A 14,892-nucleotide genomic window follows, 5' to 3' on the forward strand; every position below is an offset into this window, starting at 1 on the left:
TCAGGTTTTGATTTGCAGCTCTTCGAAACGATGCGGCGCCTCTCCTCCAGAACCTGTCAATCCCCCAACCCGCGAATCGCCGCGCCAGACAAGCAGATTCGCGTGGCGTATTAGTTTCCCTCCACCAGCTATACTGGTAGCAGGCTTCAAAAAAGACCCCGGCGCACTCCGGGGTTTTGTCTTTATCCATCGCAGCACAAGCTAAATAGCACAAAATAAGTATTTTAGGCACAAGCCATTTGAAATGAATGCTTTGCCGACACCATAGGCATCTATCTCGCAGATTCGATTGAACTTGCGTACAAAATACCCCGAGGGGGGGAGGGGGGTACCCGACAACACGATGTCCATCCGTCAACAAATGCGGCCCGTGCTCACCCTCGCCCTCCCACTCATCCTCGCCGAACTCGGCTGGATGTCCATGGGCATCGTCGACACCATCATGGTCGGCCACATGGCCAATCCGGCCCTCGCTATCTCCGCCGCAGCCCTCGGCCAGGTCCTCTACAACACCATCGCCTTCGGCATCGCCGGAGTCCTCCTCGGCCTGGACACCTACCTCTCCCAGTCCCACGGCGCAGGCCGCTTTGACGAGGCCAACCGCTGGCTCCTCCACGGCCTCATCCTCGCCGGGGGCCTCGCCCTCACGCTCATCCTCATCATCCTCTGTGCACCGTACCTCATGCTCCGCCTCCCCATCGACCACGCCGTCCTCACCGGCTCAGTCGCCTTCCTGGGGGCGCTCAACTACGGCACCCCCGCCCTCTTCCTCTACTTCACCCTCCGCCGCTACCTCCAGGCCTTCAACCACGTCCGCCCCATCGCCGTTGCCCTGGTCACCGCGAACCTCATCAACGTAGTCGGCAACTGGCTCCTCATCTACGGTCATACTTTTGGCCCCCTCCACATCCCCGCCCTCGGAGTCACCGGAGCAGGCCTCGCCACCTCCTTCTCCCGCTGCTACCTCGCCCTCTTCATGGTCCTCGCCCTCTGGCGCATCGAGCGCCGCCACCACTACGGCCTCCGGAGCATGGCCCGCCACTTCGAGCCCCGCCGCCTCCGCCGCCTCGCCCTCCTGGGAGCACCCGCTGGCGGGCAGATCTTCGTCGAAATCTCCATCTTCGGCATGGTCACCTTCCTCATCGGAGTCATGGGACGCCTCCCCCTCGCCGGACACGAGATCGCCCTCAACTGCGCCAGCTTCACCTTCATGGTCCCCTTCGCCATCTCCGCCGCCGCGGCGGTCCGAGTAGGGCAGGCCATCGGCCGCAAAGCCCCCGCCGAAGCCGCCTCAGCAGGCTGGGCCGCGATCCTCTTGGGCGCAGGCGTCATGGCCTGCTTCTCCGCCGTGCTCCTGCTCTTCCCCCACGCCATCGCCGCCAGCTTCACCACCGACCGCGACGTCATCGCAGCCACCATCCCCCTGCTCTTCGTGGCCGCCATCTTCCAGTTCTTCGACGGCCTCCAGATCACCGCCACCGGCTCCCTCCGCGGCGCAGGAAACACCCACGCCGGCCTCGTCGTCCAGATCGTCGGCTACTGGATCATCGGCCTGCCCATCGGCTACCTCTTCGGCTTCCGCCTCCACTACGGAGCCGTCGGCCTCTGGCTTGGCCTCTGCGCCGGCCTCATCGTAGCCGGCACCACCCTCACCCTCATCTGGCGCCACACCACCAAAAAACTCAAATCGTCGACCGTGACCCAGGAGCCACTAACAACCATCCACTAACCACACTTCAACCAGCCAGAGCCATATCCTCGCGCACCCTGGTCTTAGACCGCGTCGTCAATGTAACCGCCGAAGCAAGGATCAACCCGCCCCCAACCCAGGCGCTGGGCCCCAGCCGCTCCCCCAGCACCATCACCCCCAACAGACTCCCAATCAGAGGCTCCATATTCAGCAGCACCCCCGCCTGCGAAGCCGGAACCTGCGTCATCCCCCAGTTCCAGAGCAGAGTAGTCGTAGCTGTACAAAGCACACCACTCCCAGCCAGCGCCAGCCACGCCTTCACCGACACCCCCGCCACCGGCGGCATCCCATACCGCACCGGCACCCACACCATCAGCATCAAGGTCCCAAGCAACAACCCATACGCCGTCACCACAATATGCGAGTGCCGCCCCATCAACTGCTTATTGAAGAGAATCCAGAACAGCGCAATCAGCAACGACACCACCACCAGTGCATCCCCAGCCAGCGTAGCGCCACCCTTGGCATGCAATCCACCACCCAGCGCAATCAGGCCTGCCCCGCAAGTAGATCCCGCCAGAGCCACCCACCCCACCCAGTCCATCCGCTCATGCGCAAACGCCGCCGCCCCCACCGCAAGGATCACCGGCATCGTCCCCACCATCAGCGAAGCATGGCTCACCGTCGTAATCGACAGCGCATAAAACTGAATCAGAAATTGCAGCGGCACGCCCAGAAATGAGGCAGCCAGAAGCACTCCCCACTCCCGCCGATTCAACCCCGGCCGATGCGTCACCAGCAACGGCAGCAGCACCACCATCGCAAACAAAAACCGGTACAGCACCATATGCGCGAAGCTCATCTCCGCCAGCGCAATCTTCCCGAAGAAGAACCCACACCCCCACAACGAACTAGCCAGCGCGCAGGCCGCAAACCCCAGTGCCCGTCTTTTTTCTAAAACCGCCATCCTTCCACTCTCGCACACTTAAAAGCGAACGGGAGAGAAAGCCGAAGCCTCTCTCCCGATGCATTCCGAACCTGACACCAATCCGAGTCGCTACCAGACGCGGCAGCTCTTCACCGGCACCATCGGCGCGCCCTTCTTGCAGCCAAACGCCGCCGCAAATCCAGGCTGATTCACAATCGCACCATTCGCGCGGAAGTGGTCCGGCGAGTGAGGATCGGTTAACACCTGCGTCCGCACCTGCTCTGGCCGTGGGTTCTCGCACCAGTTCTGCGCGTAGCCGATGTAGAACCTCTGCGATGCCGTATATCCATCCTTCTTCGCCGCCAGATCGACTCCCTCCTTCTTCGCACGATCGAGGTAAGCCATGTAAGCCAGCAGCAAGCCGCCATTGTCAGCAGTGTTCTCGCCCAGTGTCAGCCTGCCATTCACCTTCACATCAGCGACGGCGACAAAGCTGCCATACTCATCTGCCAGACAGTCCGTCCGGGCCACGAAGTTCTTCGTATCCTCCGGCGTCCACCAGTCGCTCAGGTTCCCCTTGCCGTCGAACTTCTTGCCCTCATCGTCGAACCCATGCGTCAGTTCATGTCCAATCACCGACCCAATATGCCCATAGTTCACCGCATCATCCTGCTTCGGATCGTAGAACGAAGGCTGCAAAATGCCGGCAGGGAAGTTGATCGTATTCTGGCTCGGATCGTAGTTCGCATTCACCGTCGGCGGCGTCAGATCCCACTCGAAGATGTTGACCGGCTGTCCAATCTTTGCCAACTGCCGGTCGTTCTCGAATGCATCCGCACGACGCGCATTTCCCAACGCGTCATCCGGCTTGATCTCAAGCTTCGAATAATCTCGCCACTTGTCTGGATAGCCGATCTTATTCGTGACTTCGTGCAGCTTCTCCTTCGCCCGTGTCTTGGTGGCGGCTGACATCCACTCCAGTTGGTCAATGTCCCGTCCCATCGCCGCCTCGATATCAGCGACCATCTCCACCATCTTTGTTTTGCTGTCTCCGGCGAAGTACTGTTCCACATATACCTTGCCCAGCGCCTCGCCAAGAGCGCCATTGACCGAATTAGAACAGCGCTTCCATCGCGCAGCCTGCTCCGGCTGCCCATTAAGTTTGCGTCCGTAGAAGTCGAAGTTCTCCGCATCAAACTTCTTCGGTAGTCTGCCGGCCGACGTCGTCAGCACTTGGTACCGCATATAGGCCTTCAATGTCTCTAGATCCGTCGCGTGAATCTCCTTCATTAGAGCAGGGAAGAACTCCGGCGTCGCATTATTGATCTCGCTCACGCGCGGCGAATGGATCGCATCTTGAAACTCTCCAAAGTTCATCCCCGGCACTGTCGCTTCAAACTTGGCAATAGGTTGCAGATGGTACGTCTTCTCCGGGTCGCGCATCTCGGTCACACCCATCGACGCCTTGGCCAGTGCCGTCTCGAACATCAGAATCGAATGAGCATCCTTCGTAGCCTTCTCCGGCGAGCTGCCCGCCAGCTCCAGCATCTTCGCGACGTGTGCGACATACTGATCCCGAAGCTCAACATCTTTCGCTCCCGTTCGCAGGTAGTAGTCTTTTTCCGGCAATCCGAGCCCGCCCTGCTGCACAGACGCGATCTGTTTGGTCGCGTCCTTGAAGTCCTGCTGCTCTCCATAGCCGAAGAACACATTCACGCCGATCCGCTGCAGCTTGCCCGCCAAGGCTGGCAGTTCTTCCTTGCTCTTCATTGCATCGATTTCACTGAGCAACGGCTCGGCAGGGGCAACTCCTTTTGTCTCGATCAGGTCTGTGTCCATACAAGCCTTGTAGTAATCGCCAATCTTCTGTTCGTCCGGCGAACGCCCCGCGCCACCGGCAGCCGCCTTGGTCAAAATTCCATACAACGACTGGGTGTTCACGTTGTACAGTGCGTAAAACTGATCCACGCCCGCCTGATCTGCAGGGATAGGATGATTCGCCGCGAACTTCCCGCAGGCGAACTTGTAAAAGTCATTACACGGATCAACCGAAGCATCCAGGGAGGTCGTATCGAATCCCGGAATCGGTAGATAAGTCTCTGTTGGCTTGCTGCTGTCGCTTACCAGCCTGGTCTGCTGTGCCAACCCCGCACTCCAGGCAACCGCTGTAGCCAGGGCAATCATTGCACCAAGTCCAGCCTGCCGTCTCATTGTGCCAGGCACTCCCAACGTCCACACATTCAACATTTCATCATCCTTTTCCTGCAGAATTTCTGCAGCCTTTGTATCACCAACGGAACGCCGGTCGTTATTTTCACCCGGTCGCCCGCATACATTGGCGTCGCCCGCGCGTCTGTGAAAGCATTACTCGAGCGTTCTCAGTGAGCAGAGATACGCGTCTACCCCCATGATGGTTCCCAAATCTCTCATTTCGACGTTTCGTCGCCGCCTCCCGCTCATGGGTGTTCTGCTTTTTTCCCTCGCTCTCCCCCTCTTCGCAGCCCGCGGCCCCGAACCTCTGTTGCGCCTGCCCCTGGAGCCGTTCGGCTTCCAACCCCTTTCTGAGCAGTTCCTTCTCGCAGGCAGCTCCATGTTGACGATCCACTACGTCGACAACCAGCATCTTCTGCTCACCTTCAGTGCCCGTCACCTCCTCAAGCGCCTGCCTGACGAGCCCGAAGACGACATGGACCGCACCATCGACGCCGTCCTGCTCGAGCTACCCTCCGGGCACGTTCTGGCCCGTACCACCTGGCGCACCCACGACCACGGCCAATATCTCTGGAGCCTCGGACACGGCCACTTCCTCCTGCGCATCCGCGACACGCTCACCACCTTTGCTCCACTCGCCAACCTGGCGACCGGCCAGCCTTTCGCAGAGCACCCTTTTCTCTCCACAGACGATCGCCGCATCGCTGTCGTCATCCTCTCCCCCGATGCTGACTTGCTCACCGTAGAGACTGTCAAACGCACCCCCCCTGCTCGCAAGCCGAAGACTCCGCTCTTCGGCCCCACCTCGGTTGAACCGGCTCCGGAGCCGAAGGTCGTCCAGATCAACTTCTATCGCCTTCACGTCCCAACCGAACCCGGCACTCAAGTCAAAGCAAGCCCTGCCGGCGCTGTCCGCTCCAGAGGCGCCGGAGGCCTTCCCGTCTCTGTCGCCGGATACCTCTCCACCGTCGATCAAGGCCATCAACACTACGCCTTCGACTTCCACTCCTACGCCGGCAAGGTCGACGAACTCTCTCCCTTCGACTCCACCTGTCCGCCCTTCCCCCTCTTTGTCAGCCACAGCGAGTTCATCGTCTTCGGCTGTCGCACCGGTCAGACTATCGGTGCCGTCGGCGGCTTCAACATGCGCGGCCAGGAGATGTGGGAGCAGGGTCTCTTTGGCGATTTCATCGCTCCGTCTCTCGTCTACGCCCCATCCAGCGGCCGATTTGCGCTCAGCCGGGTTCTCCTCCACTCCTCTGCCGTAGCCGATCAGCCCATCAGCGCGGACGAGATCTCAGCGCAAACCGTCGTTGTCTATCAGACCGACAGCGGCAAGCAGGTCTTCCACGCCGACTGCACCCCCGTAGAGCGCGCAGGCCAGAACTTCGCCCTCGCCCCGGACGGCCTCTCCCTCGCCCTCATCCACGCCGACGCTATCGAGATCTATCGTCTCCCGCCTCTCACCCCTAAAGAAGAAAACGCAGTCAAACTAGCTCAGACCTCTGCCCCGCCAGAGAACGATCTCCCGGTCCACTTCGTCAGCCAGCTCTCCCCGTCAACAGAAGAAGCCGATTCCACCGTTCAACCCGAAGCCCAGCCCGCGAACGCCGTCGCACCCACCACAGCGAACACAACCGCCCCTGATTTGACTCAAACGCCTCCACCTGCAAATGCAGTTCCTGCCACGGAACCCTCCGGCGATGCCGCTCAAGCCACTGGCGACCCGGTGCCCGAGGAGCACCGCAAACCGCCCACCCTCTATACCCTCCCCACAGACAAACCCTCAGACAGACCTTCCAGCTCCGACCGTCCAAAGGACACTCCTCAATAAGCTCTCCCCCCAAACTTTCGCCTGGTAGAGCAAAGTCCATAAGCCTGCAGAGAGACAAGAACCTTAGCAAAAACGAGGTGCATCATGTCTCGATGGGGACATGGGTACAACCGGATTGTCGGTTTGCCGACAATTGAGGCAAACAGAAAAAGGCCGGCCACGGTCTCCCGCAAGCCAGCCTTTTCCTAATCTCTACGCCAAAAAAATCAGCGTCCCATCAACGACTGAAAACTAAGCAGCCTTCTTCGGCGCAACAGCCTTCACGCGCGCATTCAAGCGGCTCTTGTAGCGGCTGGCGGTGTTCTTATGCAGAACGCCCTTCTGCACGCTCTTGTCCAGAATCGACGCGGTCTCGCGGTACTGGGTGGTTGCGGCGGCGTGGTCGCCCTTGGCGATCGACTCCCGCAGCTGGCGCAGGGTGCCACGCAGCTTGCTCTTGTTCGAACGGTTTACCGCGGTCTTGGCTACGGTCTGACGTGCGCGCTTCAAAGACGAAACATGATTTGCCATAAACTCTCTTCTCTCAACCCGTACATTTGTAGGGGAAAATGGGATGCAGGCTCAAGGCCAGCCGACTCTGTATCCAGTCTCAGCCTTGAGCAGCGCTAAACAAGCCTGCCGCACTCCCTGCAATATCTAAGTCTACGGAAACCATGCCCTTCGGTCAACTCTTCTTCTGTCCGAAAATGCTGCTTCAACCCCTAAAAAAGCATCCAATTTGTAGAAAACATGTCGTACCGCGATCCCATCCCGGTTCTGCACCAAAATCTATTCATCATTTGCCCCTTGACGCCATCTCCCCGACGTTCTACTCTTTGCCCATCTTCGACACTAGATTGGCACCTTCCGCCATCCCGGTCGCAGTCAAAGGGCGCAGCCAATGCGCCACCAGTCAGTGCCTGCTCTTCCCCTTTAAAACTCCCAAGTCAACCGGCCAAGCATTCAACCCAGCTCCCCCTGACGGAGGTCAGCACACTACTTGATTAAAAAATCCCTGGAAATCACACCTGGCATTGAGCCCCTGTACGGGACCCACGACGAAAACCTCCGCCTCCTCGAGGACAAACTCAACGTCACGATCGATCTCCGCTCCGACGCTATCCACGTTACCGGCGAAGCCACCAACGTTGCCCGCGTCGAACAACTCTTCACCGACTTCGACACCCTCCGAAAATCCGGCGTCAATCTCCACAACGGCGAACTAAACGGCATGCTTAAGCTCCTCGTCGCCGACCCCGCCGCAACCCTTAAGTCCATCGTCGACACCGGCAAACAGCGCTCCGCCGGCGTCAAGCGCATGGTTCAGCCCCGCTCGCCCAACCAGCGCAAGTACGTCGAAGCCATCGAACAGTCAGACATGACCTTCGGCCTCGGCCCCGCCGGCACCGGAAAGACCTACCTCGCTGTGGCCATGGCGGTCTCCGCGCTCATGGCCAAAAAAGTCAGCCGCATCATCCTGGTCCGTCCCGCAGTCGAAGCCGGCGAACGCCTCGGCTTCCTCCCCGGATCGCTCCAGGAAAAGGTCGACCCCTACCTCCGCCCCCTCTACGACGCCCTCTATGATCTCCTCGACCCCATCAAGGTCGACAAGCTCCTTGAGTCCAACGTTATCGAGGTCGCCCCGCTCGCGTTCATGCGCGGCCGTACCCTCTCCGACGCCTTCATCATCATGGACGAAGCCCAGAACACCACCATGGAACAGATGAAGATGTTCGTCACCCGTCTCGGCAACAACTCCAAGGCCGTCATCACCGGCGACCTCACCCAGACCGACCTGCCCAATCCCAAGAAATCCGGCCTCCTCGAAGCCCTCCACGTCCTCGACGGCGTCGAAGGCATTCGTTTCTGCCACTTTGAAGACGTCGATGTCGTCCGCCACCAGCTCGTCCAACGCATCGTCCGAGCCTACGACAGCTACGGCAAGGCGCAGCAGCAGCTTCCTCTTCCCATCGGCGAAGTTGCCATGCCCGACCCCAACCTCGCGCCCACAGCCAAACCCATACCTAAACCCCAATAAATTCAACCAATCTGCGATAATCAATCACAGGGGGCCAATCCAGCCCCCTGTTGATATTGCAACCGTTCTTCACGATGATCACCATCGAACCCCCAAGTACTCCCTCCATTCCCGCGCCCATCCGCTCCGGCCTGACGCTCACCCGCGCCTGCCTTGTTCTCCTCGCGGTTGGAACGACCCTCGTCGCGCAATCCCCAGCGACTCCAAACTCCAACTGGCGCCTCACCTGGAGCGACGAGTTCAACGGCCCCAACGGCTCCTCCCCCGATCCCGCCAAGTGGGTCTCGGAAACCGGCGGCAAAGGCTTCGGCAACAACGAGCTTGAGACGTACACCAACCGCGCCGTGAACGCTCATCAGGAAGATGGCCACCTCGTCATCACCGCCCGCAAAGAAGACCTCATCGGTTCTGACGGCATCCCGCGCCACTACACCTCTGCCCGCCTTAACACCAAAGGCCTCTTCTCCCAGGCCTACGGACGCTTCGAAGCCCGCATCCAGCTTCCCACCGGCAAAGGCATCTGGCCCGCCTTTTGGCTCCTGGGTGACGACATCGACACCAATCCCTGGCCCAAGTCCGGCGAGATCGACATCATCGAAAACATCGGCGATCCCCACACCATCTACAGCACTCTCCACGGCCCCGGCTACAGTGGCACCCAACCCATCTCCTCGAAATTTCCACTCCCGCCCGGAGAATCCGTCACCACCGGCTACCACCTCTACTCCGTTGAGTGGGCACCTAACGATATCAAGTTCTTCTTCGACGATCACCTCATTGTCGAACGAACCCCAGCCGACCTGCCCCCCAGCACTTACTGGGTCTATGACCACCCCTTCTTCATCATCCTCAACCTGGCTGTAGGCGGCGGCTGGCCCGGCAACCCCGACGAAGCCACCACCTTCCCCCAGAAGATGCTCGTCGACTACGTCCGCGTCTACCAACCGGCCTCCTCAGCAGCCCAGACGCCGAAGCCAATCCAATGATCACCATCGAACCAGCGGCTGGTCTTGAAGCGACGCTGTCCCGCTCCAGCCTCACCGACTTTCTCAAGCGTGCTCGACTTGCCCTCGGCCTTCGGGGCGAAGTCGAGGTCCTGCTCGCAGACGATCCTACCCTCCGGCGGCTCAACAAATCCTTTCGCGGCAAAAACAAACCCACCGACGTCCTCAGCTTTCCCACGCCCGCAGAGATCGCCCACCTTCATGCTGGAGACCTCGCAATCTCGCTCGAAACCGCCGCACTTCAGGCTGCTTCTTATGGGCACTCTCTGCGCGACGAAGTAAAAATACTCCTCCTCCACGGCTTGCTTCATCTCTCCGGTCTTGACCACGAGACCGACAACGGAGAGATGGCCACCCGCGAAGCCGCTCTCCGCCGCCAGCTCCGCCTTACGACAAACTCACTCACCGAACGGGCCACGAAGCTGCCGCAAAAGTCGTCGTCACACACAGCCAAAAAGAAGCCCTCCAGTCCGAAAAAGGTGCCAGCAGCTTCGAAAAAATCACCTTCGATTCGACCTATTAAAAAAGCCGGCATGCCAAACAAGAAAACGGCGCGAGGCTCCAAATGACCCCCGCTTATTTCTACTCCCTCGCTCTCATCCTTCTTCTGGGTATCCTCGCGTTAGCCGCCTACGTCGATCGCGTCTACTCCGAGATGGGCAAGTTCCTCGCCCGCGAGTACCAGGACAACATCGACGCCTGGGAGCGTGTCGTCGAACCCCGTCTACGCCTTGGTCGCGAGTCCATCGCCCTCTCCGCCTCAGTCCTTCGCCAACTCACGCTGGCCGCCCTGGCTTTGTTCTCCGGCCTTCGCCTCTACACCCATACCAGCCTGGTTCCCACCCTCGCCCGCACGCCCACCCTCGGCGAGGTTCTGCGCGCCGTCTTCGAACTTATCCTTCTCATCCTCATCTTCGACCGTCTGCTACCGCAACTCCTCTTCTCCCGCACCCGCGGCCTCTGGATCGCGCGCATCCTTCCTCTTCTGCAGACGCTCTTCTATCTCATCCTTCCCGTCACCATGCTGCTGCAACTGCTTCTCTCCATTGCCGCCCTTGCCGAGCCAGAAGACGCCACCGAAGAAGACCATCCCTCCGAGGCCATGGATGCTCTCCTCGAAGCCGGCGAGGAGGAGGGCATCCTCGAAGAGTCTGATCGCGAATTGGTCCGGTCTGCTGTGGAGTTTGGTGACAAGGTCGTTCTCGAGGTCATGACGCCTCGCCCTGAGATCTTCGCTGTTCCCGGCACCCTCACCCTGCAGGAGTTCACCGCTACCATCAACGAACATGCCTTCTCCCGCGTCCCGGTCTACAACGGTTCGCTTGATCACGTCACGGGCATCGGCTTCGCTCATGACCTGCTCAAAGTGCTTGACGCTGAAGCCAATACCCGCACGGTTGCGCAAATTCAGCGTCCCGCGGCCTTTGTTCCCGAGACGAAGAAAGTGGCTGAGCTGCTACGCGAGATGCAGCGTGAAAAGCAGCATATGCGCATTGTCATCGACGAGTACGGAAGCGTTGCAGGCCTTGTCACCATTGAGGATTTACTTGAGGCTATCGTCGGGAACATCGCGGATGAGCACGACGAGCCTGAAGCGGATGATGAGCCGATTCGCGAACCTAACGGTGCCTACGTCGTCTCTGGATCTTTTGAGCTCTCGCGTTTGCGCGATCTTTTTGCCGATCAGTTTGAGCCGAATCAACGCGTTACGCGGCCTGCTGAGGATGGGGAGCTGCATGAGCCCGAAGAGCTGGCGGTGGAGTCTGGTGAGGGGGGAGAGGGGGAGGAGTTGAAGGATCTTCGCGATACGCGGGACGATCCGACGGCTCTACGGCTTCCAGAACACTATGAATCTACGACACTTGGGGGCTTGGTCTCGGAGATTGCGGGGCATATCCCGCTGCCGGGCGAGGTGGTCGAAGAGGATGGGCTTCGGCTGGAGGTGCTGGCTAGCACGGACCGGCGGATCGACCGGATTCGGGTTAGTCTTACGAATCCTCCTGACCTCTCCTAGAGGACTTTGGGTAGCGTTTTTGGATATTTTTCTGGGGTGGTGGAATGTGCGAAAAATAAGGGGATTTTGCGAAAAACGGGTGTTTTGACGTGGTGTTTTGATGGTGTGAGTGTGGTGATTTGCGTGGCTGAGATGGTGTTTTAGCAGTCGTTATTTTGGGGGCTAAAAATACGCCACGGTTTTCAACTTTATTTTTTGGGGAGAGACTCTGTCCTGCCGGACGGGCGCCCTGCGCTCAGTCACCCCGCAAACGAAGACCTGTTTGCGGGGACCCCGATTCGGCGGTCACTTCGTGACTTGTATACCGCTTCGCTTGGCGCTCCCGTTGGTCGCGAGGAAGATTGATTCCGACCAACGGGAGGACCACGCGAAGCTCTAAAAAGGCGTGCGAACGCCCGCGCTCCGCGCACGAGGCCCGTCCGGCAGGACAGATTCCCTAAAACAGAAAGGTCCCGGATTGAGCCCGAGACCTTCCCTGTAACCAAGGTGGAACCGTCGCAACAGTGTCTTGATTAGTCGATTGAGATCTTTCGGAGCAGTTTGAAGTCGGAGAGCATCTTTCCTGTTCCGAGGACGACGGAGGCGAGGGGATCGTCGGCGATGGAGACGGGAAGCCCGGTCTCTTCGCGGATACGCTTGTCGAGGTTCTTGATGAGAGCGCCGCCGCCGGTGAGCACGATGCCGCGGTCGGAGATGTCGGCGGAGAGCTCGGGCGGAGTACGCTCGAGGGCTACGCGGATGGCGTTGATGATGGTTGCGATGCACTCGCTGAGGGCTTCGCGGATCTCGGAGTCTTCGATGGTGATGGTCTTCGGCACGCCCTCGATGAGGTTGCGGCCTTTGACCTCCATCGAGATGGGCTTGTCGAGCGGGTAGGCAGAGCCAAGCGAGATCTTGATCTGCTCCGCGGTGCGCTCGCCGATGAGCAGGTTGTACTTCCGCTTGAGGTAGGTCATCACGGCCTCGTCCATCTGGTTTCCGGCCATGCGTACGGAGCGCGAGTAGACGATGCCTGCGAGCGAGATCACTGCAATATCCGTAGTCCCGCCGCCGATGTCGACGACCATGTTTCCACCTGGCTCGGTGATGGGCAAACCCGCGCCAATGGCGGCGACCATGGCTTGTTCGACCAGGTGAACCTCGGAGGCTTTGGCGCGATAGGCGGAGTCCATGACGGCTCGTTTTTCTACCTGGGTGATCTCGGAGGGGACGCCGATGACGATGCGCGGGTGAACCATCATCTTCCGGTTGTGCGCCTTCTGGATGAAGTAGTTCAGCATCTTTTCGGTGTGGCGGAAGTCGGCGATGACGCCGTCCTTCATGGGCTTGATGGCGACGATGTTTCCCGGCGTGCGGCCGAGCATCTCCTTGGCCTCTTTGCCGACGGCTTCAACCTCGTTGGTGATCTTGTTCACCGCGATGATGGAGGGCTCGTTGACGATGATGCCTTTGCCATGCGCGAAGACGAGCGTGTTCGCCGTGCCGAGGTCGATAGCAAGGTCGCTGGAAAAGAGGCTGAAAAGTGACCGCATATTGTGAATGCGGGAGTAACGCATCTGAAAACTATTCGAAGACATAGGTGTTTGCGATCGATCCTAAAAAGAGACTCACACTAGTGTATTCCTTTAGCAAGCTGTATTTCAGCACCTAACCTAACCAGTAAGCATGCCTCTTCTGTGTTAGTCCCGTTCTGGTTCACACAGCAGCCGACAGCAGAAGAGCGCCGAGGGATAGATGAGGATGCTGACGTGGCGGGTGTAGGCGAAGCCGGCCAGGTAGGGAAGTGTGGAGGCTGCGACCAGGGCAAGAAACGTGGCCGCCGCGACGCGCAACGATCGGTCGGCTGGAAGACAGTGTCGAAGCAGCAGGAAGACTGCACTGGCCGTCGCGGTCCAGAAGATCAGCCTGAAGGTCAGCATCCCGGCGATTTCGATCAGACGTCGAGCACCAGAGTTCGCGGTCGAGCCGTACTTTTCGAACGAGAAGAAGAGGATTTTCAGCTTGCGGAGATCTCCTGACAGAGTCTCCCGGGGATGAGTCCGTAGATACTCGAGGGCCGCTCGCCGGTGATAGTCGTTGAAGCTCCACTCGTCCGGGAAGCTTACGCCACGATTCAGTTCGAAGTCGTACCAGTCGAGCGAGTCGCCGTGCACCGGCGGGTAGTTCTGAAGAAACCCGGCGTTGTTGCCCTTGTGCAGATTGATTCCGTCGAAGCTGGTTCCCACGCTGTATCGGCCACTGGCGTGATGTTGATGCAGTGCCCACCCGAGGGGAGCTGCCGCAACCAGCAGGAGGACGAGCCAACGCAGCCTTGTCTGCTTCTCCAATGCGAGGAACCCCACCAACAGTACCAACACGGCCAGCAGCATCCCGCTCTTCGAGAGGTATAGGCCATCGAGCGCTACGGCGAACAGCAGAGCCTTGCCAATACCGCGCAGGCTTGTCCTTCGAGTGCTGCCGACGGCGGCCCGGTTGAGGAACAGAATCGCCGTGGCCAGCGCCAGAAAGCTGTAGGAGAACCCTTCGTCTACCTGGAGATTGGTGACGTCGGCCAGAAACGCCGGAATGAGGAACGGAACGAGAAGCAGCAGGATCGCCACGGCTCTGCGACCGGGTGGCTGCGGCAGACAGCACCATGCGAGATAGATGGCAAACTCGACGGGCAACAACAGAAGAATCGTCTTGAAGCAGACGACCGGAAGGTAGCGGTCGCCCAGGAGCCGAATGCCCGAGGCGACGACGACTGCTGTGGCCGGCATGCGCGCGGCGTGGAAGCAGATGGGATTGCCGCGAGTTCCCATCTCCTCGGTGCAGACCGTAATACCATCGCCGGCGAGCAGGCTGCGCGTGGTTGGCCCCACCAGATTCGTGATGGAAAAGAGCGATTTGTTTGCCCGAGTATGATCGAGGGCCCACACCGCGGCCAGCGAGAGGAGCACGGGGACGATCAGCAGCACCAGCAGCAGGCGACGGTCTGGCCTGGTCTGGTCTAAATCGCCTGAGTTTAAATCGTCTGCGACGATTTCTGGCATCTGCCCAATCTAATCGAAGTTGAGCCGGTTGCTGCGTTTTAGTCTCCGCTTACCTGATATTGTCCTCGTCTTGTCCTCGTCTGGGTTCGCTTCTGGAACTAAGTCTTAGCGGGGGCTTCTCATCCTCCTGTGACATCGTTTCGGTGCAAATAGATACAATCG

The 14,892-nt window shown here is 59.5% G+C and carries 11 protein-coding genes; 6 read left to right on the forward strand and 5 right to left on the reverse strand.

The genetic code is table 11. The features are described from left to right. The first annotated feature begins 343 nt into the window (after positions 1-343). Entirely contained in the window at positions 344-1,729 is a 1,386-nt protein-coding gene (locus HDF09_RS17690; protein WP_183768801.1) for an MATE family efflux transporter, read from the forward strand. 7 nt (positions 1,730-1,736) lie between these two features. Here HDF09_RS17690 and HDF09_RS17695 read toward each other — a convergent pair whose 3' ends face one another. Together HDF09_RS17695 and HDF09_RS17700 are read right to left on the reverse strand one after the other, a co-directional pair. Then, complete coding sequence (locus HDF09_RS17695; RefSeq protein ID WP_183768802.1) at positions 1,737-2,657, reverse strand: DMT family transporter; 921 nt, start codon at positions 2,655-2,657, stop codon at positions 1,737-1,739. A 90-nt stretch (positions 2,658-2,747) separates the two neighbouring features. Continuing rightward, positions 2,748-4,865 carry a M13 family metallopeptidase gene (locus HDF09_RS17700; RefSeq protein ID WP_260181665.1) on the reverse strand — a complete coding sequence of 706 codons (2,118 nt, stop codon included), beginning with the start codon at positions 4,863-4,865 and terminating at the stop codon, positions 2,748-2,750. A gap of 160 nt (positions 4,866-5,025) precedes the next feature. Between HDF09_RS17700 and HDF09_RS17705 the strand changes: the two genes are divergently transcribed. Beyond that, positions 5,026-6,663, forward strand: coding sequence for a hypothetical protein (locus HDF09_RS17705; protein WP_183768803.1), 1,638 nt, complete (start codon positions 5,026-5,028; stop codon positions 6,661-6,663). A gap of 231 nt (positions 6,664-6,894) precedes the next feature. Here HDF09_RS17705 and rpsT read toward each other — a convergent pair whose 3' ends face one another. Then, a complete protein-coding gene (gene rpsT / locus HDF09_RS17710) occupies positions 6,895-7,173 on the reverse strand; it encodes a 30S ribosomal protein S20 (RefSeq protein WP_183768804.1) in 279 nt (92 codons plus the stop codon). Between the two features lie 469 nt (positions 7,174-7,642). On the opposite strand from rpsT, the gene HDF09_RS17715 reads away from it, so the two are divergent. The 4 genes from HDF09_RS17715 to HDF09_RS17730 all read left to right on the forward strand — a co-directional run bounded on the left by HDF09_RS17715 (position 7,643) and on the right by HDF09_RS17730 (position 11,698). After that, a complete protein-coding gene (locus HDF09_RS17715; protein ID WP_183768805.1) occupies positions 7,643-8,680 on the forward strand; it encodes a PhoH family protein in 1,038 nt (345 codons plus the stop codon). A 74-nt stretch (positions 8,681-8,754) separates the two neighbouring features. After that, positions 8,755-9,666, forward strand: a complete 912-nt coding sequence (locus tag HDF09_RS17720; RefSeq protein WP_183768806.1) for a glycoside hydrolase family 16 protein — start codon at positions 8,755-8,757, stop codon at positions 9,664-9,666. Next, positions 9,663-10,253: an rRNA maturation RNase YbeY gene (ybeY, locus tag HDF09_RS17725; RefSeq protein ID WP_183768807.1), complete on the forward strand. Its 591-nt coding sequence runs from the start codon at positions 9,663-9,665 to the stop codon at positions 10,251-10,253. The genes HDF09_RS17720 and ybeY overlap by 4 nt, the downstream gene beginning before the upstream one ends. Then, entirely contained in the window at positions 10,250-11,698 is a 1,449-nt protein-coding gene (locus tag HDF09_RS17730; protein WP_183768808.1) for a hemolysin family protein, read from the forward strand. Before ybeY ends, HDF09_RS17730 begins: the two co-directional genes overlap by 4 nt. Before the next feature lie 512 nt (positions 11,699-12,210). Here the strand turns inward: HDF09_RS17730 and HDF09_RS17735 are convergent. After that, the gene (locus HDF09_RS17735) at positions 12,211-13,275 is read right to left on the reverse strand and encodes a rod shape-determining protein (RefSeq protein ID WP_281376834.1); all 1,065 of its coding nucleotides are present in this window, start codon (positions 13,273-13,275) and stop codon (positions 12,211-12,213) included. A 102-nt stretch (positions 13,276-13,377) separates the two neighbouring features. Further along, on the reverse strand, positions 13,378-14,730 hold the full coding sequence (locus HDF09_RS17740) for a hypothetical protein (RefSeq protein WP_183768809.1): 1,353 nt from the start codon (positions 14,728-14,730) through the stop codon (positions 13,378-13,380). Positions 14,731-14,892: the final 162 nt, after the last annotated feature.

The sequence above is a fragment of the Edaphobacter lichenicola genome, from assembly GCF_014201315.1.
GTDB lineage: Bacteria > Acidobacteriota > Terriglobia > Terriglobales > Acidobacteriaceae > Edaphobacter > Edaphobacter lichenicola_B.

What these genes read in the sequence shown, in the direction of transcription:
- HDF09_RS17735 (WP_281376834.1), bottom strand. Translation starts at nt 13,275, where the DNA reads ATGTCTTCGAATAGTTTTCAGATGCGTTACTCCCGCATTCACAATATG.
- HDF09_RS17730 (WP_183768808.1), top strand. Translation starts at nt 10,250, where the DNA reads ATGACCCCCGCTTATTTCTACTCCCTCGCTCTCATCCTTCTTCTGGGT.
- HDF09_RS17740 (WP_183768809.1), bottom strand. Translation starts at nt 14,730, where the DNA reads ATGCCAGAAATCGTCGCAGACGATTTAAACTCAGGCGATTTAGACCAG.
- ybeY (WP_183768807.1), top strand. Translation starts at nt 9,663, where the DNA reads ATGATCACCATCGAACCAGCGGCTGGTCTTGAAGCGACGCTGTCCCGC.
- HDF09_RS17720 (WP_183768806.1), top strand. Translation starts at nt 8,755, where the DNA reads ATGATCACCATCGAACCCCCAAGTACTCCCTCCATTCCCGCGCCCATC.
- rpsT (WP_183768804.1), bottom strand. Translation starts at nt 7,173, where the DNA reads ATGGCAAATCATGTTTCGTCTTTGAAGCGCGCACGTCAGACCGTAGCC.
- HDF09_RS17700 (WP_260181665.1), bottom strand. Translation starts at nt 4,865, where the DNA reads ATGTTGAATGTGTGGACGTTGGGAGTGCCTGGCACAATGAGACGGCAG.
- HDF09_RS17695 (WP_183768802.1), bottom strand. Translation starts at nt 2,657, where the DNA reads ATGGCGGTTTTAGAAAAAAGACGGGCACTGGGGTTTGCGGCCTGCGCG.
- HDF09_RS17690 (WP_183768801.1), top strand. Translation starts at nt 344, where the DNA reads ATGTCCATCCGTCAACAAATGCGGCCCGTGCTCACCCTCGCCCTCCCA.
- HDF09_RS17705 (WP_183768803.1), top strand. Translation starts at nt 5,026, where the DNA reads ATGATGGTTCCCAAATCTCTCATTTCGACGTTTCGTCGCCGCCTCCCG.